We start from the raw sequence: 22736 nt of genomic DNA, 5'->3' as shown, positions 1-22736 counted from the left end.
GAAGATGCAATCATATGTCAACCGCTTCACGTAATCTTTTTCTATTTTATAGACATAATGGCATAATTGCTGTAGGTGGTATGGATAACTGAGTAATAACTTTCGGATTGAGTCTATTGCTCCCTTTCCACCAAATTTTGGTTTGTTGGTGTTGAAACCAAGCACTTTGTTCAAAAGGTGCTGACAATGTTTGTAAGTGATGCACTTCGATCTGATTGGTTGCCTGCGGTTCTGTTGTGAAATCATGGGCCCGAATACCAATAGAATGACAAGAAATAGGAACTTCTTGTGTAACCGTTAGTGTTTGTTGCCAACCAATCACTTGGACTCTGTGCGCATCTATGCGTTTGACAGGCCAAATATTTTTACAACCAGTGAGTTTAGCTGCTTCAATCGTTTGAGGTTGGTTAAATAATTGATTTGTTGCACCAAAAAGTGTTTGGTTTTTTGTGATTATCACTAAACTCTGACATAACTTATACAGTTCATCTAAACTATGACTCACAATTAAGGCATGTTGATTTAAATTACTTAATCGCTGTTGAAGTTCAATTTGCAGCTCTTCCTTTAAGGGTGCATCTAATGCGGAAAATGGCTCATCTAATAATAGGTAAGCCGGCTGAGCCGCTAGCATTCGCGCAAAAGCCACTCGCTGTCTTTGTCCTCCAGAAAGTTGACTAGGATATTGTTGTTGGACTTTAGTTAAGTGAAAAGACGCAAGCAATTGAGTGACCAATTGTAAATCTTTTGTCACGCACGTCAGATTTTCTACTACCGATAAATGAGGAAACAACGCATACTGTTGAAACAAAAGACCAATTTTTCGTTGTTGCGGCGACAAATTGATCTTTTGTTCAGCATCGAATAAGACTTGATCATTTAAAACAATCTGACCTTTATCCGCAGTCTCAACACCTGCAATACATTTTAATAACATACTCTTGCCACAACCAGAAGCTCCTAAAATTCCTGTTGTTTGAGTCTTTGTTTCAAACTGAATTTGCAAAGTATGACTTTTCAATTCTTTTTGAATATCAACAATTAATCTCATTCCGATCTTCTCCAAGCGCGCTGACTAAAAAATTCCGTAAAAAATAAAATAATCAGGCAAAGTAATAACATAATTACAACATATTGATTGGCTAAGCGCCAATCCCCACTTGCTACAGCAGAGTAGATAGCTAAAGGAAGCGTTCTTGTTTTGCCAGCAATATTCCCTGCTAACATTGTCGTCGCTCCAAATTCACCTAACCCACGGGCAAAGGCTAACACGCCACCGGCCAAGAGACCGTTCATCGACAAAGGTAACGCAATTTTTCTAAAATATCGACTTTCCGAAAACCCGAGTGTCTGGGCCACCGCCAACAATTCACTATCCATTTGTTCAAACGCCGTTAAGGCTGAACGATACATTAAAGGAAATGAAACAGCAACGGCAGCAATAACCGTAGCTGGCCACGAAAAAACAACTTGAATGGCAAAAAAATCAAGTAAAAACTGGCCCACTGGTTGCTGAACACCAAAAATAGTTAAGAGAAAAAAACCAAAAACAGTCGGCGGTAAAACTAATGGCAACGTAAATAAACTATTCAAAAGAATTTTTAATTTACGATTTTTCAAACGAAAAACAATATATGCAACGCCTGTTCCTAAAATAAAAGTAAATAAAATGGCGATTATTGCTGTCTGAAAAGATAAAAGAATTGGTCGAACATCCATTTTCCCACCTACTTTGTTAACTTAAAGCCAATATTTTCAAAATATTTTCTGCATTGTTGACTCTGTAAAAAATTAAAAAAAGCATCCGCTGATTTTTGTTTCTTAGAGGCGGCAACTTTACCAACTGGATAGATGATTGGCTTTTTCAAAGCAGCTTCAGGCATGGCCGCAACAATCGCTACTTTTGAATTGGTTGCTGCATCTGTCGCATAAACCAAGCCAGCTTCTGCACTTGCATTAGCCACCCATTCAAGGACTTCTGTTACATTCGTGCCAAAGCTTGCGTGTTTTTCTACATAAGACCAAGCGCCTAAAGCTTTTAAGCCTTCTTCGGCATATTGACCAGCTGGAACACTCGCAGGATCACCAATTGCTATCATTTGGGCCTTTTTTAAATCAGAAAAATCGTGCCACTTTGCTTGATCTTGGTTAGGCACAATAAGAACGAGCTGGTTTTCCAATAAAGGAACGACACTTTTCTTATTAATTAGTTTTTCTGCAACCAATGCATTCATTTGTTTTGTCGAAGCTGAGAAAAATACATCGGCTTTTAGGCCTTTTTCAATTTGCATCTGTAATTTTCCAGAACTATCATAGGTTCCAGTTACCTGAATATCTGGATGCTCTTTTTCAAAGGCTGGAATAATTTTCTTCTCCATGACTGATTCTAAGCTAGCTGCTGCCGCAAGGGTTATTTCTTCTTTTTTTGTTGAAACTGTTTCTTTTTGCGGCTGATTTGTACATGCAGCAATTAGGGCAACTAAACTGAATAAACTAAGCAGGAACACAGCCTTTTTTTGTTTAGACATTTGAACGCCTCTTTTCTTTTATAAATACCCACCATAACTCAAGTCAATAATTTCAGATTTTTTAATCACTTCTTTGGACATTAATCTTGGTAACAACAAATCAAAAACCGTTTTTTCTGAAAATAAAACACCACCTGGTAAGCCAATGATCGTTTGCTCTCCTTTATAAGCTAGCAAAAACATTGAGCCTGGTAAGACTGGTGTCCCATGGGTTACGATTTCAGCACCTGTCTGCTTAATTGCTAACGGTGTCAAATCATCAGGATCTACACTCATACCACCTGTACAAACAATCAGATCAAGCCCTTGTGCTAACATCTTTTTGATCGCAACAGTAATTTTTTGCGGCTGATCATCGACAATTTCTTGCTTGACAATCGTAACTAAAGGATACGCGGAGAACTTGGCTTTTAAAACAGGGTAAAAAGCATCCTCAACCAATCCTGTGTAAACTTCACTGCCAGTAGTTACAATCCCGACCCGTATTTTTTTGAAAGGTTTCACAGAGATTAGTGGCTCAGACGTGCTGAACTGGCGTGCCTTTTCTAATTGGCTTTTAGAAATTGTTAGTGAAATCACTCGAAAGGCTGCAACTTTTTCATCTTTCTGAACTTCTATATTGGTAACTTTAGTTGACAAGGCGAGACCTTCAATTTCATTTAAAGCAATTAATTTTTCTCGATTGACTTTTAAAAGACCTCTCGTGCTAGCTTTAGCAACAATTTTTCCTTCATGGACTTCACTCGGCTGACATGAGTCATCTGTTAACAGGTTATACAAAAATGTCGCTGCCTCTTCTTCATGTATTTCTGCTGGATCCAAGGAAATAAACAGATGTTTTTTCCCTAATGATAAAAGAATTGGAATATCTTCTTGAACAACTATATGTCCTTTTTTAAAACACACTTTCTTGGTCTTCCCATAGTCAATTCGCGTAATATCATGACTCAATGGAAGGCCAACTGCCTCTTCTGTTCGAATTGTTTTCATGGTTTATTCCTCATCATGTATGATTTTTTTATTTGTGATTAAATCCAAAGCGTGGGGCAAAACAGGCAACAAAAAATGCAAATGTTCTGTTACACTTTTCGGGCTACCAGGCAAATTAACAATGAGCGTGCGTCCTCTTTGAACAGAAACGCCTCGACTTAACATAGCAAATGGTGTTTTTTCCAAGCTAAGTTGACGCAAGCCCTCACTGATCCCAGGAATGATTCGTTCTGCTACACGTAAGGTTGCTTCTGGGGTCCGATCCCGTTCACTCAATCCTGTGCCGCCTGTCGTTAAAATCAAATCACAGGTCTTAGACCACTCTTGCAATAGCTCTACTAATTGATTTTCTTCATCTGGTAAAATGGTTTGTTTGGTTACCTGGTAGAGCGCAGGTAACTGTTCACGAATCAAGGGACCCGATTGGTCGACAGCAAGCCCTTGAAAGCAACGATCACTTAATGTTACAATGCCCACTTTAAACAACGTCTAACTGGTCTCCTTTTTTAATATGACCTTCTGTCACAACGACTGCAAAGATTCCTTCTCTAGGCATGATGCAATCGCCCACTCGCGCGTATATCTGACAGTGTTTATGGCACTCTTTCCCAATTTGAGTAACCACCAATTCGGAATCGCCTATTTTCATTTTCGTTCCAACAGGTAATTGACGTAAATCAATCCCTGATACGATTATATTTTCCCCAAAAGCACCATTGCCAACCCGAGCTCCTTTTTCATTGAAAGCCGTTATTTCTTCAAAAGATAACAAACTGACTTGTCGATGCCAATTACCGCCGTGCGCATCATTTTCTAATCCGAAACCTTTAATTAAGTTGACTTCAGGAATTTCCTTTTTCTGTGTGCCTCTTCGCGGGCTAATATTTATTGCAATAATTTCTCCTGTTTTCATACTTACCCTCCTATTTGTGACATAAATCGTTGTTCTCCTTGTTGTTCCAAGAAAAGATGTTTTTCAGGCTTACAGGCAATGCCACTCTTGATAATCCCTAACAATTCTGCTGTTTGTTCCATAGCTAAAGCTTCCTTTAACGAGTAGCCGTCTGCAGAATGCAGGCACGTTTTTAAATGACCGTCTGCAGTAATTCGAATCCGATTGCACGTCTCGCAAAAACAATGCCCTAATGCACTAATAAAACCTATTTTTCCTTTAAAATCTTTTAAGGCGTAATAACTAGCAGGGCCATTGCCCAATGGTTTTTGGTATGGTTGTAACGTTCCATAATGTTGGGTTAAAATGTCTTCTACTTCTTCTTGTTGCTTACCTGGATGCTCCTTCCCTAATCCAATTGGCATCATTTCAATGAAACGAAGATGCACAGTCTCTTTCTTAGCGATTTCAGCCAGTTCTACAATTGTTGCTTCACTTAGCTCTTTCCTAGCTACAGTATTAATTTTGATATTAGGTAATCCCACATCAATCGCTTGTTCTAAGCCCGCCAGAACATCCCTTAACTGACCAACTCTTGTTATTTCTCGAAATTCTTCTGGATCCAAAGTGTCTAAGCTAATATTAATGCCGTCCAAGCCCGCCTCTTTTAACCCTTGAGCCTCACGAGCTAACTTCATGCCATTAGTCGTTAGGGTTACTTTTTCGATGCCTGAGATTTGCTTTATCCTTTTAATTAAAGAGAGTAAATTCGGTCTAACAAGCGGTTCACCACCTGTTAATTTAACTTTTTTGATGCCTTCTTTCGCTAGTATCCTCAATAAAAAAATAATCTCATCATCTGTTAGAAGCTGCTCTTTTTTTAAAAAGCAAAGACCTGTTGCTGGCATGCAATACGTGCAACGTAAGTCACAACGATCTGTTAAAGACAAACGAACATAATCAATTTCACGGTTAAATGCATCTTTCATGCTGTTCACTCATCACTTTCCTTTGATTTAATTGAAGAACGAATGAAATGACCACTACGTCCACCATTTTTCTCTAATAAACCAATGTTTGTCATTGTCATTCCTCGATCAATTGCTTTACACATGTCATAAATTGTTAAGAGTGCTGCCTGTACACCTGTTAGCGCTTCCATTTCAACGCCAGTTGAACCCACTGTTTTTGTAAAGCAACGTACTTCTAAACAAGTTTGATTGCGCCAATCAAACTGAATTTCACACTTTGTCAAAGCAACCAAATGACACAAAGGAATCCATTCAAACGTTCGTTTTGCGGCGGTAATCCCAGCGACTCTTGCTACCTGTAATACTTCACCTTTTTTAATCATTTGGGTCTGAATCGCTTCTGCTGTCGCTTCCAACATGTGAATTTCTCCATAAGCGAGGGCTGTTCTTTGAGTATCATTTTTTTCCGAAATATCAACCATATGCACTTCTCCTTGTGTATTCAAGTGCGTAAATTCCTTACTTTGAACCATTTCTCCACCTCACATTTGACATTTGTTAACGTTTACACAATACTTCTTTTTTAAGTGTATCACTCTTGTATCAAAAAAACAATCTGGCATCCATAATTTTTTTTAGCGAGAAGTCGAAGTTAAAAAAGTTAAGCGACAAAAATTACGTGCTTTGCTTAGCCTGACCAGACTTTTGTCTTAGTCTTAAAACTTGATAAGCAATAAGCCACCAGTCGACTCGACTGATGGCTTACTTTCATACTAATCTTAGGTCAGGTTGTCATCAAGTTTGCCAATAATAGACTTTTACAAGCGCGCCTTTTTTGAGTAGTACACCAGCTGGTTGTTCTAGCAGACAATTTGTTTCTAAAGTATTTGATAAATTGGATGAAAGATGACTTTTTGTCACTAAATTTACTGTGCCATCTATTTCTTTCGCTCGGTAAAATCGACGTAGTCTACTTGGTGCTAATTCATGCGCTAAAATTACTGTTCGTTCCTTGAGATTTAACTCGACACAATTAAAAAAAGTAGCTAATAATGTCCAGTAAAAAAGATGTAAATTAACCATTGCCGCAAACGGATTGCCTGAAACACTTAAAATGAGTGTTTCTTGAAATTTACTTCCCATAACTGGGGTTCCAGGTTTCATATTTACAAAATGAAACAACTCTGTTCCTCCGATACGTTTAATCGCTAAAGGTAAATTGTCCTTTTCACCTACCGAAACACCACCACAAGTAATTAATAAATCAAGTTTTGGTGAAATCTCAATCAGCCTATTCGCTAATTCTTCAGGATCATCTGAACAATGATCTAGGTGCATTACTTCATTGCCACTCGCTTTGACAAAAGCTGCTAACATGTAGAGATTACTATTATAAATTTTCCCAACTGACAGCGGTTCTTCCAAAGAAACTAACTCACTACCCGTCGCTAAAATCCCCACTTTCATGCGCTTCAAAACAACAACTTTATCAATCCCTTGCATTGCCAACAAACCAATCATACGACTATTAATCTGTTGATGTTTTGCTAAAATTTTTTGCTGAAAAGCAATATCTTCTCCAATTTCCGCATAGTTTTGGCCCGCAGTGACAGAGCGAAAAATTTTAACATGGTCTTGCCCAAAATCCGTCCATTCTTGTGGCACTACTGCATCAAAATCGGTTGGAATAAAAGCACCTGTTGTTATTTTAATCGCACAGTTATTCGTCTGATTACAATAAAACATGGAATCCCCTGCCACTAAAGAACCGACGACTTTTAAACAACTTGGGCTTTCAGCAGTCGCACCTCGTGTTTCTACTGCACGAACGGCATACCCATCCATCCCGGCACGAGGAAAATGAGGAATCGCTGTCTCTGCAAAAATGGTTTCTCCGCTAATCCGTCCCAAGGAATCAAGCAGCGCCACTTCTTCTGTTTCACATTGACTCTTCATATGTTGGGTCATTTTCTCTCGTGCTTCTTCCAACTCGATCATGTTTTAACCATCCTTTTTTATTTATTCACTGGTTTAATCGCAACGGCACAAACTTTATATTCAGGAATTGTGGCGATATCATCAAATACAGCATTGGTGATTTCGTTAACATTCCCATCTGGAAAATGGAATGTCATAAAGACTTCTTGCGGAAATACTCGATTTCCGACAGCCGCATAGGTTTCAATTTTGCCACGTCGAGAATGAACTTCAACTTTGTCACCTTCTTGGATTCCCAGAGCTTGTGCATCGACTGCATTTATCTCAATATAAGAGTGATTCGCTATTTGGTTAATCCCTTCCGTTCGTCCTGTCATTGCTCGGGTATTGTAATGGTAAAGCATTCGGCCTGTCGACATTAAATACGGGTACTCTTCATCTGGTAATTCTTGTGCTTGCTTATACGGAATTGCTTTAAATAAACCTTTCCCACGAGCAAAACTGCCCACATGCATAATCGGCGTACCTGGATCTGTCAAGCTCCGACAAGGCCATTGTAAGCTCTCCTTCTCTAATCGTTCATAATTAATTCCACCAAACGAAGGCGTCACAGCTGAAATTTCTTTCATAATTTCTTTTGCAGATTCATACGCACAAGGATAGCCCATTCGTGTCATGACTTCACAAAAAATTTCATAGTCTTCTCGCGCTTGTCCTCTTGGTTCAACAGCTTTACGAACTCTTTGCACGCGCCGTTCTGTATTTGTAAATGTCCCGTCTTTTTCTGCATAACTGATACCTGGTAAAACGACATCTGCATAAGCAGCCGTTTCTGTCATAAATAATTCTTGAACAACTAAAAAGTCTAAACTTTCTAAAGCTTGACGAACATGTCCTGTGTCTGGATCCGTAACAATTGGATCTTCTCCAAAAATATAAAGGCCTTTGACGTTTCCTGCCGCTGCTGCTGGCAAGACTTTAGTAGAAGTTAAACCTGTGTTTCGATTTAACGGCACATGCCAAGCTTTTTCAAATTTGTCGATTACTTCTGGATTATTGACTTTTTGATAGCCTGGGAAATCATAAGGCATACAGCCCATATCGCAAGCACCTTGAACATTATTTTGACCTCGCAAAGGATTGACACCACAGCCTGGTTTTCCAACTTTACCAACCAACATTGCCAAATTAGACATACTCATAACACCCTCAGTTCCTGTCGAGTGTTCCGTTACGCCTAAACAATAAATGATTGGTGCTTTCTCTGCTTTTGCATACATGCGTGCTGCTTGAATTAGATCTTCTGGATGAATATGACAAATTTCTGCGACTTTTTCCGGCGTATAATCAGCCACCATTTTTTCTAAATCTGAAAATCCTTCTGTCCGTTCTTCAATAAAGTGGCGATCTGCTAAACCTTCTTTCAAAATCACATGCATCATGCCATTAGCAAATGCGACATTCGTTCCCGCCTGAACTTGTAAATGCAGTGCACTATCCTTCACTAAGTTAATTTTCCGCGGGTCAACAACAACAACTTGTGTTCCTCTTTGGATGGCTTGGCGAATTTGCGCACCAATAACTGGATGAGCTTCTTCTGGATTGGACCCTACTAATAAAATCATATCGACATCTTCAGTGATATCAGCAATAGGATTGGTCATCGCACCAGAGCCTAAGGTTTGGGCTAAACCATGGACCGAAGCCGAATGACAAACACGGGCACAGTTATCAACATTATTGGTACCAAAAGCAGCACGCACCATTTTTTGAAAAACATAATTATCTTCATTTGTTGCTCTAGAGCACGAAAAACCAGCAAGAGCATCCGCGCCGTTTTCTGCTTTAATTTCGTTAAATTTTGACGAAACAAGCGTTAAGGCTTCTTCCCAAGAAGCAGGTTCAAAAATGCCATTCCGTTTAATTAATGGCTCCGTTAAGCGATCTCCTGACCCAACAAATTTATATGAAGCAAATTTTCCTTTCACACAAAGTAAATTTTTATTAGCTGGTCCATCTAGGGGTTCAACACCCACCAAACGATTGTTTTTAACGAGTAAATTCATCTGACAGCCTGTCCCACAATGCGGACAAGTTGTAGGAATTTTCTGGGTTTCCCATTTGCGGTACTCTTTTGTATCTTTTGCTGTTAACGCACCTGTAGGACAGGAAGAGACACAATTGCCACATGATTCACAGATAGATTGATCAAACGCCTGCCCATAACTCGGCATCATTTTTGTTTCAAAGCCACGATTAGCAATACTAAGTACATCTCTTCCCTGCCGCAATTGACAGACACGAGCACAACGACGACACATGATACACTTTTCTGGATCATAAGAGAAAAATGGATTACTGGTATCTTCTTGATGGCAAGGCATTCTTTTTCCCTCGGTAAAGCTAGTGGCATCAATCCCATAATCTAGCGCATACTGTTGTAATTGACAATCCCCGTTTTTTCCACAAGAAAAACATTCTAATTTATGATTACTCAATAATAAATCAAGAATAAAACGTCTGGAATCAGCAACTTTTTCAGAATGTGTTGACACAACCATGTCCTCTTGACAATGTGCCGTACAAGCAGTTGTTAAGCCACCACGTCGGCCACCTTCCACCTCAACCACGCACATCCGACAAGAACCATCAGGCGCTAATTCCTTTAAATGACAGAGCGTTGGGATTTCAACACCTAGCCCTTTCGCTGCTTCGAGAATGGTAGTCCCTTTAGGCACAGTTACTTCTTGGTTATCAATAGACAACGTAACTGTTTGCGTATGCAACTTTGTTTTCATTTTTACCAACCTCCTTTGCTGGTGGCATAGATTTCTGTTTCAGCAGTCGTTTCAAATTCTTCTGGAAACAAAGCCAATGCACTCTTCATTGGATTTGCGACGGATTGTCCCAAACCACAAGCTGATAATCGCGTGACATGCGTGAGCATCTTTTCCAATCGCGGCAAATCACTAGCTGTTGCCTCGTTCCGATTGAATTTACTCAATAATTCCAAAATCCTAGTTGTTCCCAATCGACAAGGGGTGCATTTACCACAGGACTCATGAGCAAAAAAGGCCGCCACGTGTACTAAATAGTCCACAACATTAACTGAATCATCCATTACTACAATTGCACCAGAGCCGACAGATAAGTCATGGGCCCATAAATCTTCGTAGGAATACAAACAATCCCTTAACGTTGCGACAGCACCAATTGGACCGGATTGTCCACCGAAGTGAATAAATTTTAATGATCGACCAGTTGCAGAGCCTCCGCCGTATTGCTCGCCATAAATTATTTCTTCTAATGGTGTTCCAAGGTTGACCTCGTATAAGCCCCGATTTTTAATATGTCCAGACAAACAAATTAGCTTTGTTCCGCCACCATCGGCAGTACCCATCTCTAAAAAGGCTTGTCCACCTTCTCGTAAAATTACGGGAACACTTGCAAATGATTCAACATTATTCACTAATGTTGGTTGCAAATATAAACCAACATCTGCTAAGTGTGGTGGTTTGACACGCGGCCGCCCCGTTTTTCCTTCAATTGAATTTAAAAGTGCTGAATTTTCCCCACAAATATAGGCGCCAGCACCAGAAATAATCGTAATATCATAATTGAATCCTTCAATTCCTAAAATGTTTTCCCCTAAAAAGCCAGCTTGTCGTGCATTATCGAGTGCTTCTTGAAATGTTTTTTGGATTCTGCGATATTCTCCTCGCATATAAATATAACCTGCTTTTGCTGAAAATAAATAGCCAGCAATGATCATTCCTTCAATCACACTCAATGGATCTTCAGATAAAAGTACTTTATCCTTAAAGGTCCCTGGTTCGCCTTCATCAGCATTACAAACAATGTACTTTGTGGTTCCTTTTGCATGATAAAGATGGCGCCATTTTTTTCCTAAAGGATAGGCTGCTCCACCGCGACCTCTTAAGTGAGCAACATCCAGTTCGTTTAAAATTTCTTCATCCGATAGTGAAATTGCTCTTTTTAAACCATCAAATCCATCGTATTTACAATATTCAGCAACATCGGTCGCAGATTGCATTTTTCCCATTCTCTCTAATAACATTGGTTGGTTTCTCTTAAGCATTGACTCACCTCCTACAATCCTTCATAGCAATCATTTTGTAAATGTTGAATTAATTGATAAATTTTCTCTTCTGTTAGTTGACTAAAAACGGTGTCCTTAATTTTAATTACTGGACCCAAATCACAAGCCCCGATACAAGGAATACTGTGATACATAAATAAGCCATCTGGGGTCGGCTGATTCTCTGGCACTTCTAAAATAGTTTCTAAAACTTCGGCAACCATCGCCCCACCAGTATAATGACACGGTGTGCTGTTACAAATCTTCAAGACATACTTCGCTTGCGGTTCCGTCTTTAAAATGGCATAAAAACTGACGATTTCATAGACTCGCGCTTCCGTTAAATGTAGATGCTCTGCAACTAATTGAGCTGTCTCCTGATCGATATACCCTTCTTCTGAAGCAAATTGTAATTCAATTAAAATATTTAAAATTCGTTGTGGATCAGCATCGTTTTCTAGAATAATCGCTTCTTTTTCAATTAAGCTTAATGCACACATTCCTTTTTATTCCCCCTTTTTAGTGAAACTTGAAGTTGTTCTCCTTGATAATAGATACGCAATTCTTTTGGTATTTCAGCAGATAGTAAACAAAAATCGGCTTTATCTATAACTTTTTTTGCTGATTCTTTTTGGCGATTCTGGTTATTCATCATAAGAAATAGTCCTGGCTGCACAACATTACGTAATGAATTTGATTCACAAATGATTAATGCTTGGGCCGGCACAGCTTTCAGAAATTGCTGAATGGCTTCCGCCAAATTTTCTTGAAAAACTTTCAATAGAAAAACTTTTTGACAACCTGCAGCTAATAATTTCATGGTATCTTTATTGCCAATCGTCTCTTTCTCTTCTACTAATTCATAACCAGCTGTAATACTGGTACAAATTCCGCATCCTTTTGTGCCTCGTTGACACACCCCTCGTTGACCACTAATCGTAATAATCTTCAAGCCATAAATTGGATAGACTTCTTGGTACTGTTTAATAAGGGCTTCGGCTAATGTCGTTTTGCCACTATTCCGACCAGTAGATCCAATTTGAATCATGTTTGGTACCTCAATTGCCATAGAGCTCCTCCGTCTGAATCGTTTTCTCAACTCTTGGTTTGACAGTTGCTGGTTTTGTCATAAAGATCAATGGTACGGCCATAAAAAGACTGCCCCCTACCGCATTGCCTAAAAATACCCATAGTGTATTTTGCAAATAATCCCACCAACTGATTGTGGTGCTTTGTGAAAAAATTGCCGCTGGAATAATAAATGCATTGGCGACCACGTGTTGAAACCCACAAACAACGAAAACCATGACAGGAAACCATAAGCCAAACATTTTACCTAAATATGATTTTGCCAACGCTCCGAGATAAACCGCTAAACAAACAAAAATATTACAGCCAATCCCTGAAACAAAAGCAACTAGCGGTGGATCAGCAATTTTCGCCTGAGCAACTGCGACTGTTTTATCCAGAAACGCACCTTCAGTTAACCCAACAATATGGCCAAATAAATACGCCACAAGAAATCCGCCTAGACAATTGGTCAATAAAACAACTAGCCAGTTATAACAAAGAGCGCCCACTCGAATCTTTTTCTGTAATACGCCTAATGTCATTACCATCATATTGCCTGTTGCTAACTCACCACCAACAAAAGTAAGCGCTATCAATCCAACTGGAAATAAAGCTCCACCCAGAAAGTTGTTAAAACTTCCCCATTCTGTGGGGGCAGTTCCAGTGATACGAATAAACGCCAAGTAACCTAGTGCAATACAAAAACCAGCCATGATACCTAAAATACAGAGTCGAACAAACGATAATTTCCCTTTCATTTTTGCCTTATCGCCTAAGCTTGCAACTATTTCTTCACTACTGAAAAAATCCATTACGATTCCTCCTTTTTATCGATACCACTGAGACAATTCTTCTTTTCGATTGACATTTTTAAGTTGATTCTCTTTTGATAGTTGCACCGTTTTTACAGATAGATGCTCAAATTCTTGCCGAATCTGATAGTTATTTTGCGCAAGCTGTTTTTGAAATGTTGGTAAACAAGAACATCGATAAAAGCCAAATAATGGTTCTTGACGACCTTCAAAATCAAAGATTGTTACTTGATTTTGTCCACGCTTAGAGGCTAACTGATACACAAGTTTAGGAGAAAAAGTTGGTATATCACAGGCAATTACAAACACTTCAGCTTTCTGAGTATAGTTCATTGCTGTCACAATCCCACCTAATGGCCCCTTTCCAAGATACATATCTTGAATGATTGTGCATTTTCTAAACGCCTTAGGAAATTTTTGACTATCATTCGTTACTAAAATAACCTCTTCGAACAGTTCCATTAACTTTTCAGCTGTTTGCAAGATCACGTATTGGCCTTGAATTTTCAATAATGCTTTATCAAATCCCATCCGTGAACTTTTCCCGCCGCATAACAGCACTGCTGTACAATCAGCAATAATTTTCGCCACCCCTTTACCATAATTTTTATTAGTTCAAAAAAATATTTTTTAGTCATGTATTAAGTCTATTATAAGACATCCCTCGTACAAGTCAATTCCTTTTAAAAAAAAGAACGAGAAAAAGAGTCGCTCTTTTTCTCGTTCTACCTTATTCATCTGTTTGACGTTTTATTTCTTCAATCTCAATGCGTAATGATTTTCGTTTCTCAATGGCGACATAAACCAAGCCAATCAAAAAGGGTAACACAAAGCTACCAAATCGATACAGTAAAACAGATGCTACAGCATCAACATTGCCGACCAATGGTTTAAACAACAATAAGTAAACAAATTCAAATGGACCAATGCCAGCAGGTGTCGGAATAACTCCTGAAAGAATAACAGCAAAACTGGTAAAGGACATCACTAATAATAAATCAATATTCGGGTGATTTTCTACTAAAACAATGTAAGGAATAATGTACCAAAATAATAATTTAAATACATTCCATGAAAAGATTCGAAGCAACGCTGAGCGATCTTGTGTAATTGTTTGGACAGCTGCCCGCAAGGAATAGATTTGTAAATTACAATTATCCACCCAATCTCTTAGTTTTGGTCGTTTAAACCAACGATTGGCAAACTTAACCAATAAAACTTGCAACTTTAAGCTACTAGATAAAATAAGTAATGCTGCAATTATTACTAATGTTAAAATAACACCTGCTAAAATGAATGGAATCATCTTAGGCGCATTTTCATAAAACAGGGAAAATTGAATAATCAAACCAATAATTGCTAAAAAAATCACGGCTGCTTTGTACATAATCATATGTAATGCCGTTATCCCCACACTTTTAGAAACAGGAATTCCCTTTTTCTTATAAAAATAAATTTCTGAAAGCAAGGTTCCCGTGCCAAATGAAATAATCCGATAAAATGCTACATAACAAGAAGTAAAAAAACCATCCACTGTTGTAAAGTCTTTGTTAAAATAACGAGCTATTTCCTTGATTGAGCGCCCTTCTGCAAATTGATAAACTACACCAAAAAAAATAACAGCAATCAGCACCAGCCAACTCGTTTCCATCAGTTGAGCAAAAATATCACTTAATGAATTATCCATGACATAAAAGATTACGCCTAAAACGATAATCATTAACAACATATTTAAGCCAATTTTTACTTTTCCTTTCATCGCTTCTCCTTTTTTGTTCTTACTTAAATGTTAGATAGATGCAACTAATCATCGCGATTACGCCAATTGAATAACACAATGCAAAAACTGGTTTTTGGGTTTTATGATGAAATTTCTTTTGTCCCATTAGCCCACCTAGACCGCCACCGACAAGTCCTATCATCAATAAGCGGCGTTCCGGAATACGCCAGTTCCCACGTTTTGCTTGTTTTTTATCATAACCCATCATACTAAACAATACTAAATTAATGACGAGGAAATAAATGATTACTATCCACTGAAGCATTCTTTCTGGCCTCCTAACTAGTTACTGTACTAGGATACCTTGTTCTGATTCTAATTGCAAAAAAATTTTCAATGACTCATGAAACTACAACAGGAAAGTAAGCTCTCGGTTGCCCGTTTTCTTACTTTCCTATTGAGTACCTCATTTATTTTGCATTTAATTCAGCAATTTTAATAATCACATTGGTCGCTTTTTCCATGGCTTGTAATGAAACAAATTCAAAACGGCCATGCATATTTTCGCCACCAGCAAAGATATTTGGTGTTGGAATCCCTAAATAAGAAATTTTTGAGCCATCCGTTCCACCGCGAACAGGTTCAATAATTGGTTGAATTGACAATTCTTCCATTGCTTGTTTAGCAATTTCGACAATGGACATATCTTTTTCAATCACTTCTCGCATATTATAGTATTGATCAAATAAATCAACTTTGATTCGTTCTTCATCAAATGGTGCATTCAATGTTTGCTGAATTTCTTTAATTTTAGCTTTACGTGCTTCAAAAATCTCGCGATTGTGATCGCGAATAATATACGTCATTGTAGCTTCTTCTGGCGTTCCAGCAAACGCTGCTAAATGATAAAAGCCTTCTTCACCTTCTGTTTTTTCTGGAACTTCGTCAGCAGGTAAGGCATTATGGAAATCAATTCCTAATTGTAACGCATTAATCATTGTATTTTTTGCTGTTCCTGGATGAACGTTTTTCCCTTGAATTGTAATTTCTGCTTGCGCCGCATTAAACGTTTCAAATTGTAATTCACCTACTGGTCCGCCATCCATTGTATAAGCAAAATCCACGTTAAATTGAGCGACATCAAATTTGTCGGCACCTACACCAATTTCTTCGTCAGGACCGAAAGCCACACGAATGGTACCATGTTTAATTTCTGGGTGATTAATTAAATATTCCATGGCTGTCATTATTTCCGCAATACCTGATTTATCATCAGCTCCTAATAAAGTGGTACCATCGGTTGTGATAAGTGTTTCACCACGATAATTTTTTAAGTTAGGAAAGTCTTTCGTATTTAAAGTGAATTTGCCTTCTTTATCTAAAGGAATCGTTGATTCTCCGTCATAGTTCTCAACAATTTGCGGAGAAACATTCACTGCATTAAAATCAGCCGTATCCATATGGGCAATAAAGCCGATTGAACGAACGTCTTTCTCCACGTTACTAGGTAACGTAGCAATCACAAAACCATTTGTTTCGTTATAAATAACATCGCTCATCCCTAATTCTTCTAATTCTTTTTTTAAGGTTTGTGCAAAGGCTACTTGTGTTTGTGTTGATGGTGTCGTTGTGCTTGTTGCATCTGAGCGTGTTTCTGTTTTCACATAGCGTAAAAAACGAGGTAATAAATTTTCATACATAAAAGAACACTCCTTTAATCTTCATTTTTTTATTTAAAACGAAATGGGTTGGTATTCGCTTCTGATTCAAAAATGGATACAGCCCACTCATTTTCTTGTTTCCATTGATTCATTAATTCCACAAGTTTTGGCTTACAAAGCGCTTCAATGTAATGACCAGGATCGATGACTGGTAAATCTTCAGCAATCATGTCATGTGCCGTATGATAATACACATCACCAGTAATATAGACATCGGCTTGTTTACGTAATGCATCATGATAGAACTTTTCACCACTTCCACCACAAATGGCTACCCGTTGAATCATTTTAGTATCATCTTTTGCAATGACCCGCAAGCCGTCCAATTGGAAAGCTTCCTTGACTTGCTGTACAAAATCAGAGAGTCTCACAGGCTTGTCTAATACTCCAACCCGACCTAAACCAAATTCTTTTGATTGATTTTCAATGGTATAAACATCATACGCAGGTTCTTCATAAGGATGCGCTTGTAACATAGCTGCAAGAACTTGTTCCTGCTTAGTTTCAGGGAAAATCACTTCGATTTTTGCTTCTTGGACGACACTTTCTTGACCAATTTCGCCAATCGTGGGATTTGCTCCTTGTGTTGGTGTAAAACGTCCTGTTCCAATTAAAGAGTAACTTGTTTTAGAATAATCACCTTGAGCTCCAGCGCCAGCTAGACCTAAAGCTTCTCTCATTTGCGGAGCTTCATCAATTGGCACAAAAACGGCTAATTTTTTATAAGGAACAGTATGTGTTTTAGTTAAAAAGGTGGTTTGTTTAATTCCCAATAATTCACAAAACCAATCGTTTAAGCCATTGTCAATAATATCCATATTAGTATGCGCTGCGTAAACAGCAATATCGTGTTTTAATAAATCAGCGTACATTTTTTCTTGAAAATTATCTGTGGTTAATCGCTTAACTGGGCGGAAAATAGGTGGGTGTTTCGCAATAATTAAATCAACCTGCTTCTCAATTGCTTCTGCAACGACCTCAGGACGAACATCTAAGGTAACCATCACATTTTCAATTGGTTTATCTAACGTACCAATGTGCAAGCCCACAGGATCTCCCGTTTCAGCTAACCACTCGGGACAATAGTCATTGAAGCGTCGAATCAATGTCTTACCGTTCACAGCCATTGGCCAGCACCTCCTCAATTAATTGTTGGTCTTGCTGTAGTTTCGCTTGTTTTTCAATATGTTCTCCACTTGCTTTTGCTAGTTGTGCAAGAACAGTTTTGCGCTGTTTTAATTCTCGTTGCCATTTTTTAGTAAAAACCGGTCCTTGTTTTTTAATTAAAACTGGCCCAAATAGTAATTCTTGGTCCGTATAAGAAACGGATTGCTCTGTTTTTTCAGCTACGATAATTTCATACAATTTACGGTTTTCTTCCACGATTGTTTCATCAACAATACTGTAGTCATTTGCCATTAACCAGCATCGTAAAGTTGGTTCACCAATATTCGGTTGTAAAACAAGGCGTTCCTTCCCTGTTAAACGATTTTTTTTGCGTCCAGCTTCTAAAATATCTCGGATTAATGTGCCGCCCATTCCACAAATACTAATGACGTCTATTTGATCTTCAGGTTCAATTGCATCTAGCCCGTTCGCTAAACGTACGATAATTTTATCCGTCAAATTGGATTTACTGACTTGGGTTTTGGCAGATTGATAAGGGCCTTCTACCACTTCCCCAGCCACAGCAAAAGACAGTTTATTTTCTAACATTAAAGCAACTGGTAAATAAGCATGGTCTGAACCAATGTCTGCTAAGCGACTTCCTCTAGGGATTAAATCACCAACCGTTGCGAGACGTTTTGATAATTGATTTTCATTCATATTTTTGATTCCTCCGTTGCTTATTATACCATTGTCAATTGAAGATGAAAACTTACACATTCGTGCAATCTACTGTTTCCTCTCCTTAATCATTTAAAAAAAAGAACCCCCTTCAAAATCAATTTCATAACTTTGAAGAGGGCTGTCATTATTGCTATAAAGAGCATTCTCCTTATATTAATAATAGGGAAAACATTTTTAATTAGGCATTTGCCAACCAGTTTTCAACTTCTGCTAAAGCATCCGCAATCCCTGCTGGATTTTTCCCACCAGCTTGAGCCATATCAGGACGACCACCGCCGCCACCGCCAACTTTTGGCGCAATTGCTTTGATTAAGTCACCGGCTTTTAAGCCTTTTCCGTTCATGTCTTTTGTCATAGCCGCTAACAAGCTTACTTTTTCATCTTGTGCAGTTGCTAGAACTAGTACATCAGACAATTCTTTTTGTTTCCATTGGTCGGCCAATTGGCGTAATTGATTCATGTCTTTAACATTGACTTGAGCGGCAATATAACGAACACCGTTGACGTCTTTGACATCTTTAAAAATGTCACCAGCTTGTTGGTTCGCTAATTTGCCTGCCAATTGTTCGTTTTCTTTTTGTAGATCACGTAATTGTTGTTGCAATTGCTCTGTTTTCGTAACCACTTCTTTTAATTGAGGTGATTTAACTAATGTAGCAATCTCTTTCAATTGACGTTCTTCTTCTTGTAAAAGTTGATACGCTTCTTTACTCGTCACTGCTTCAATACGGCGTACTCCTGCACCAATTCCAGATTCAGAAACAATTTTGAAAATCCCGATATCTTCTGTATTAGCAACATGTGTTCCACCACATAATTCGATAGAGTAATCCCCAATATTAACTACACGGACTTCTTTGCCATATTTTTCGCCAAATAACGCCATTGCGCCCATGTTTTTCGCTGTATCAATATCTGTTTCAATTGTGACAACAGGAATAGCTTCCCAGATTTTTTCGTTAACGATGGCTTCCATCCGCGCTAGTTCTTCTGATGTAACTTGCCCAAAATGAGTAAAGTCAAAACGTAGATGTCCCGGTGCAACTAATGAGCCTGCTTGGTTGGCATGCTCCCCTAACACATCTTTTAAAGCACGATGCAATAAATGGGTTGCCGTATGGTTTTTCAAAATACGTGTCCGCATCCGTTCGTCCACTTGCAATTGATAAATTTGGCCTTCTGCTAATGGCGCCAAAACTTCTACTTTGTGTAAAAATTGACCATTTGGTGCTTTTTTCACATCCACCACGTTGGCAACGACTTCCCCTGCGGTATTTTTTACATAGCCGCGGTCAGCAATTTGTCCACCCATTTCAGCATAAAATGGTGTTTCAGCAAAAATTAATTCGGCTGTTCCTGCAGATGCTTCATTTACTAGTGCGTCACCTTGAATAATAACAAATAATTCACTATCATGTGTTAATTCTGTATAGCCAACAAATTTACTTTCTACTTTAATATCTGTTAATAAAGCAGATTGAACACCCATTGAAGTTTCTTTACTGCGGGCAGAACGAGCACGTTCACGCTGTGCTTCCATTTCTGTTTCAAACCCAGCATGGTCGACTTTCAAGCCTTCATCTTCTGCAACTTCTTCCGTTAATTCTACGGGGAAGCCAAAAGTATCATAAAGTTTGAAGATAATTTTTCCATCTAATGTATCGCCTTTTGCATCTTTAACTTCTTTAATAACCTCATTTAACATGCTCAAACCTTCATTGATGGTTTCATGGAAACGTTCTTCCTCTGTCCGAACCACTTTTTCGATGAAGTCTTTTTGTTGTAATACTTCTGGATAGTAGCTTACCATGATTTCGCCAACAACAGGCACTAATTTGTATAAAAAGGCTTCATTAATGCCTAATTTTTTCCCGTGCATTACCGCACGACGTAATAAACGACGTAACACATAGCCACGACCTTCATTTGAAGGAAGCGCACCATCACCAATTGCAAAGGATAAGGCACGAATATGGTCAGCAATCACTTTAAAGGAAACATCCGTTTGTGGTGCATCTCCATATTTCACGTTGGTTCCTAAAGCTTCTACCGCATGAATGATTGGCATAAATAAATCAGTTTCAAAATTTGTTGGTGCATCTTGAATGATAGATACAACACGTTCCAAGCCCATGCCCGTATCAATGTTTTTATGTGGTAATGGTTCGTACGTATCTTCTGGTGTATGGTTAAATTCAGAGAACACTAAGTTCCAAATTTCTAAATAGCGTTCATTTTCGCCACCAGGATAATTTTCTGGATCATCTTCTGGAATATCTAAAAATTCTTCGCCGCGATCATAAAAGATTTCCGTATCCGGACCACTTGGACCAGCACCGATATCCCAGAAGTTATCTTCTACATCAATAATATGGTCTTCAGATAAACCAACTTCATCACGCCAAATGCGTTTTGCTTCTGTATCTTTCGGATAAACAGTCACATATAATTTTTCTGGGTCAAAAGCAAGCCATTCAGCACCAGTTAAAAATTCCCAAGCCCAGTGAATCGCTTCATTTTTAAAATAATCTCCAATTGAGAAGTTCCCTAACATTTCAAACATTGTATGATGACGAGCCGTTTTCCCAACATTCTCAATATCATTTGTACGAATAGATTTTTGAGCATTCGTAATTCTTGGATTTTCTGGCACAACAGAGCCATCAAAATATTTTTTCAAGGTCGCAACACCAGAGTTAATCCATAATAATGTTGGATCGTTTACTGGTACTAAAGAAGCGCTTGGTTCTACTGAATGTCCTTTAGACTTAAAGAAGTCTAAATACATTTGGCGAACTTGACTACTTGTTAATTCTTTCATTGATTTTCCTACTTTCTATTAATAATTAACTATTTATATTTTGTACCCTCTTAAGTGGCAGATTGTGAACACAAAAAACACCATTGCAGTCAAGGACGATTGCTCGCGGTACCACCTTGATTGCAATGATGTTGGATCATTACCTCTTAAGCTCTATAACGCAGAGTCGCGTTGATATTTCTATCAAGTCCATCTAAAGGGAGCAAGTAAATTTATCTGATGCCCTTCTCTCAGCAATGAACGGCTTTCTGTGATCAAAATAAGATTCCTCATATCCTTTAGCTTATAGTCAAAAGTATAAGAAAGATCTGCTAAAAAGTCAATTGTTTTCGTAGGAATCTTTCCTTACTGAGCTGTTTCAAATAACGTTTGCTCTAAATAAGGCAAAATTTGTTCATTTATTTGATACCCTTTTCCCCAAGAGGTTGTAATAATCTCTTCGTTCATACCTGCATCACTAAATTTTTGTTTCACTCGTTTACATACGAAAGACAGCTGCGATTTTGTAGAAGCATCTGGTTCTTTCTGCCAAAGCAAGCGACAAATTTGATCACGATCCAACCCTTCATGGGCATGCTGATACAAGATTTTTAAAAAGCGTTGCTCGTTTTTTGTAAAGCGAATCTTTTTTACTTGGTCATCAAGTAGCTCGGCAGTGACTTCGGCAAAACTTTGATCGACAGTGTCAATTTTTTCACGAATATCTTCCAATGAATCTTTGAGGCCTAACCACCGGATAATACCTCTTTCCTGCCAAATCTCCGCTTCACGTTTATTACACATCGATTGTGAACGTCGATAAATCGGCTTCTCTAACGATGAAAGACTTCCTAATAATCTCAAGCAATCGTTCTGAGAAAGTGTTTCGCTTAATACAATTGCATCAAAATAATTAAAAAAAGTTAACTCATGTTCTATAGTTTCTTCACAGCAGTTCGTACAAAAGACTTCATAATTTAAATGTTGTAATTGCTGCTGAAATGTTTGCTCAACTAAAATGTTCTTTGTTAATACCAAAATCCTTCTCATTTCTTCTTTCCTCCTAGAACTCTTTCTGCTACCAATAACTAAACGCACCAATCAAACTACGTTACCAAATCGCGTGTTTTCTCCATCGATTGGTTAATAAACACCTTTTTATCTTCATCTCTCTTCGCTCCTTTATTCTTTATTTTGGTGGTTATTTATATTATATTAGAAAATGATTTTTTTTGTGTGTAAAATTTTTTTATCCTCCGTAAAAAAAAATGAATTTCCTTTAATATCAACTAATAAAGCTGATTTTTTAACAAAAAAAGTGCCGAAACTTCCTACTTTTTGCT

General features: G+C 38.2%; 22 protein-coding genes. All 22 read right to left on the bottom strand.

Features of this window, described 5'->3' with window-relative positions; translation table 11 throughout:
• Window positions 1-46 precede the first annotated feature (46 nt).
• The 22 genes from IGJ03_RS05705 to IGJ03_RS05600 all read right to left on the bottom strand — a co-directional run bounded on the left by IGJ03_RS05705 (window position 47) and on the right by IGJ03_RS05600 (window position 22443).
• Entirely contained in the window at window positions 47-1051 is a 1005-nt protein-coding gene (locus tag IGJ03_RS05705; RefSeq protein WP_010709397.1) for an ATP-binding cassette domain-containing protein, read from the bottom strand.
• Window positions 1048-1719, bottom strand: coding sequence for a molybdate ABC transporter permease subunit (gene modB, locus IGJ03_RS05700; protein ID WP_002360415.1), 672 nt, complete (start codon window positions 1717-1719; stop codon window positions 1048-1050). Before modB ends, IGJ03_RS05705 begins: the two co-directional genes overlap by 4 nt.
• Window positions 1720-1727: 8 nt before the next feature.
• Entirely contained in the window at window positions 1728-2528 is an 801-nt protein-coding gene (gene modA / locus IGJ03_RS05695; protein ID WP_375804715.1) for a molybdate ABC transporter substrate-binding protein, read from the bottom strand.
• 18 nt (window positions 2529-2546) lie between these two features.
• Window positions 2547-3518, bottom strand: a complete 972-nt coding sequence (locus IGJ03_RS05690; RefSeq protein WP_438711090.1) for a molybdopterin-binding protein — start codon at window positions 3516-3518, stop codon at window positions 2547-2549.
• Window positions 3519-3521: 3 nt separating this feature from the next.
• Complete coding sequence (locus IGJ03_RS05685; protein WP_002361756.1) at window positions 3522-4004, bottom strand: MogA/MoaB family molybdenum cofactor biosynthesis protein; 483 nt, start codon at window positions 4002-4004, stop codon at window positions 3522-3524.
• Window positions 3997-4431 carry an MOSC domain-containing protein gene (locus tag IGJ03_RS05680; protein ID WP_002357714.1) on the bottom strand — a complete coding sequence of 145 codons (435 nt, stop codon included), beginning with the start codon at window positions 4429-4431 and terminating at the stop codon, window positions 3997-3999. The genes IGJ03_RS05685 and IGJ03_RS05680 overlap by 8 nt, the downstream gene beginning before the upstream one ends.
• Window positions 4432-4433: 2 nt before the next feature.
• Window positions 4434-5408 (bottom strand): GTP 3',8-cyclase MoaA, encoded by a 975-nt coding sequence (gene moaA, locus IGJ03_RS05675; protein ID WP_284955389.1) that lies wholly within the window; start codon window positions 5406-5408, stop codon window positions 4434-4436.
• Window positions 5405-5914, bottom strand: a complete 510-nt coding sequence (moaC, locus tag IGJ03_RS05670) for a cyclic pyranopterin monophosphate synthase MoaC (protein ID WP_002369470.1) — start codon at window positions 5912-5914, stop codon at window positions 5405-5407. Before moaC ends, moaA begins: the two co-directional genes overlap by 4 nt.
• 262 nt (window positions 5915-6176) lie before the next feature.
• A complete protein-coding gene (locus IGJ03_RS05665; RefSeq protein ID WP_104845183.1) occupies window positions 6177-7379 on the bottom strand; it encodes a molybdopterin molybdotransferase MoeA in 1203 nt (400 codons plus the stop codon).
• A 17-nt stretch (window positions 7380-7396) separates the two neighbouring features.
• Window positions 7397-10117: a formate dehydrogenase subunit alpha gene (fdhF, locus tag IGJ03_RS05660; protein WP_375804713.1), complete on the bottom strand. Its 2721-nt coding sequence runs from the start codon at window positions 10115-10117 to the stop codon at window positions 7397-7399.
• 2 nt (window positions 10118-10119) lie between these two features.
• Window positions 10120-11418, bottom strand: a complete 1299-nt coding sequence (locus IGJ03_RS05655) for a complex I 51 kDa subunit family protein (protein ID WP_002394421.1) — start codon at window positions 11416-11418, stop codon at window positions 10120-10122.
• An 11-nt stretch (window positions 11419-11429) separates the two neighbouring features.
• A complete protein-coding gene (locus tag IGJ03_RS05650) occupies window positions 11430-11918 on the bottom strand; it encodes an NADH-quinone oxidoreductase subunit NuoE family protein (RefSeq protein WP_002357722.1) in 489 nt (162 codons plus the stop codon).
• A complete protein-coding gene (locus tag IGJ03_RS05645; protein ID WP_202522513.1) occupies window positions 11906-12487 on the bottom strand; it encodes a hypothetical protein in 582 nt (193 codons plus the stop codon). The genes IGJ03_RS05650 and IGJ03_RS05645 overlap by 13 nt, the downstream gene beginning before the upstream one ends.
• Window positions 12477-13301 (bottom strand): formate/nitrite transporter family protein, encoded by an 825-nt coding sequence (locus tag IGJ03_RS05640; RefSeq protein ID WP_375804712.1) that lies wholly within the window; start codon window positions 13299-13301, stop codon window positions 12477-12479. Before IGJ03_RS05640 ends, IGJ03_RS05645 begins: the two co-directional genes overlap by 11 nt.
• Before the next feature lie 15 nt (window positions 13302-13316).
• Window positions 13317-13892, bottom strand: a complete 576-nt coding sequence (gene mobA, locus IGJ03_RS05635; protein WP_002361748.1) for a molybdenum cofactor guanylyltransferase — start codon at window positions 13890-13892, stop codon at window positions 13317-13319.
• A 139-nt stretch (window positions 13893-14031) separates the two neighbouring features.
• Window positions 14032-15060, bottom strand: coding sequence for a lysylphosphatidylglycerol synthase transmembrane domain-containing protein (locus IGJ03_RS05630; RefSeq protein ID WP_002360426.1), 1029 nt, complete (start codon window positions 15058-15060; stop codon window positions 14032-14034).
• A gap of 19 nt (window positions 15061-15079) precedes the next feature.
• Entirely contained in the window at window positions 15080-15346 is a 267-nt protein-coding gene (locus tag IGJ03_RS05625; RefSeq protein WP_002377631.1) for a DUF1294 domain-containing protein, read from the bottom strand.
• A gap of 145 nt (window positions 15347-15491) precedes the next feature.
• On the bottom strand, window positions 15492-16721 hold the full coding sequence (gene pepT / locus IGJ03_RS05620) for a peptidase T (RefSeq protein ID WP_002384579.1): 1230 nt from the start codon (window positions 16719-16721) through the stop codon (window positions 15492-15494).
• A gap of 29 nt (window positions 16722-16750) precedes the next feature.
• Window positions 16751-17869 carry a Nif3-like dinuclear metal center hexameric protein gene (locus IGJ03_RS05615; protein ID WP_002357732.1) on the bottom strand — a complete coding sequence of 373 codons (1119 nt, stop codon included), beginning with the start codon at window positions 17867-17869 and terminating at the stop codon, window positions 16751-16753.
• Entirely contained in the window at window positions 17853-18569 is a 717-nt protein-coding gene (locus IGJ03_RS05610; RefSeq protein WP_425135834.1) for a tRNA (adenine(22)-N(1))-methyltransferase, read from the bottom strand. The genes IGJ03_RS05615 and IGJ03_RS05610 overlap by 17 nt, the downstream gene beginning before the upstream one ends.
• A gap of 202 nt (window positions 18570-18771) precedes the next feature.
• The gene (alaS, locus tag IGJ03_RS05605; RefSeq protein ID WP_002366615.1) at window positions 18772-21414 is read right to left on the bottom strand and encodes an alanine--tRNA ligase; all 2643 of its coding nucleotides are present in this window, start codon (window positions 21412-21414) and stop codon (window positions 18772-18774) included.
• Between the two features lie 345 nt (window positions 21415-21759).
• Window positions 21760-22443, bottom strand: a complete 684-nt coding sequence (locus IGJ03_RS05600; protein WP_002381934.1) for a helix-turn-helix domain-containing protein — start codon at window positions 22441-22443, stop codon at window positions 21760-21762.
• Window positions 22444-22736 lie beyond the last annotated feature (293 nt).

The organism is Enterococcus sp. DIV1315a (assembly GCF_051712325.1).
GTDB lineage: Bacteria > Bacillota > Bacilli > Lactobacillales > Enterococcaceae > Enterococcus > Enterococcus faecalis.
This window is presented reverse-complemented; position numbering and strand designations above follow the sequence as displayed.

What these genes read in the sequence shown, in the direction of transcription:
- IGJ03_RS05705 (WP_010709397.1), bottom strand. Translation starts at nt 1,051, where the DNA reads ATGAGATTAATTGTTGATATTCAAAAAGAATTGAAAAGTCATACTTTG.
- modB (WP_002360415.1), bottom strand. Translation starts at nt 1,719, where the DNA reads ATGGATGTTCGACCAATTCTTTTATCTTTTCAGACAGCAATAATCGCC.
- modA (WP_375804715.1), bottom strand. Translation starts at nt 2,528, where the DNA reads ATGTCTAAACAAAAAAAGGCTGTGTTCCTGCTTAGTTTATTCAGTTTA.
- IGJ03_RS05690 (WP_438711090.1), bottom strand. Translation starts at nt 3,518, where the DNA reads ATGAAAACAATTCGAACAGAAGAGGCAGTTGGCCTTCCATTGAGTCAT.
- IGJ03_RS05680 (WP_002357714.1), bottom strand. Translation starts at nt 4,431, where the DNA reads ATGAAAACAGGAGAAATTATTGCAATAAATATTAGCCCGCGAAGAGGC.
- moaC (WP_002369470.1), bottom strand. Translation starts at nt 5,914, where the DNA reads ATGGTTCAAAGTAAGGAATTTACGCACTTGAATACACAAGGAGAAGTG.
- IGJ03_RS05665 (WP_104845183.1), bottom strand. Translation starts at nt 7,379, where the DNA reads ATGATCGAGTTGGAAGAAGCACGAGAGAAAATGACCCAACATATGAAG.
- fdhF (WP_375804713.1), bottom strand. Translation starts at nt 10,117, where the DNA reads ATGAAAACAAAGTTGCATACGCAAACAGTTACGTTGTCTATTGATAAC.
- IGJ03_RS05655 (WP_002394421.1), bottom strand. Translation starts at nt 11,418, where the DNA reads ATGCTTAAGAGAAACCAACCAATGTTATTAGAGAGAATGGGAAAAATG.
- IGJ03_RS05650 (WP_002357722.1), bottom strand. Translation starts at nt 11,918, where the DNA reads ATGTGTGCATTAAGCTTAATTGAAAAAGAAGCGATTATTCTAGAAAAC.
- IGJ03_RS05645 (WP_202522513.1), bottom strand. Translation starts at nt 12,487, where the DNA reads ATGGCAATTGAGGTACCAAACATGATTCAAATTGGATCTACTGGTCGG.
- IGJ03_RS05640 (WP_375804712.1), bottom strand. Translation starts at nt 13,301, where the DNA reads ATGGATTTTTTCAGTAGTGAAGAAATAGTTGCAAGCTTAGGCGATAAG.
- IGJ03_RS05630 (WP_002360426.1), bottom strand. Translation starts at nt 15,060, where the DNA reads ATGAAAGGAAAAGTAAAAATTGGCTTAAATATGTTGTTAATGATTATC.
- IGJ03_RS05625 (WP_002377631.1), bottom strand. Translation starts at nt 15,346, where the DNA reads ATGCTTCAGTGGATAGTAATCATTTATTTCCTCGTCATTAATTTAGTA.
- pepT (WP_002384579.1), bottom strand. Translation starts at nt 16,721, where the DNA reads ATGTATGAAAATTTATTACCTCGTTTTTTACGCTATGTGAAAACAGAA.
- IGJ03_RS05615 (WP_002357732.1), bottom strand. Translation starts at nt 17,869, where the DNA reads ATGGCTGTGAACGGTAAGACATTGATTCGACGCTTCAATGACTATTGT.
- IGJ03_RS05610 (WP_425135834.1), bottom strand. Translation starts at nt 18,569, where the DNA reads ATGAATGAAAATCAATTATCAAAACGTCTCGCAACGGTTGGTGATTTA.
- alaS (WP_002366615.1), bottom strand. Translation starts at nt 21,414, where the DNA reads ATGAAAGAATTAACAAGTAGTCAAGTTCGCCAAATGTATTTAGACTTC.
- IGJ03_RS05600 (WP_002381934.1), bottom strand. Translation starts at nt 22,443, where the DNA reads ATGAGAAGGATTTTGGTATTAACAAAGAACATTTTAGTTGAGCAAACA.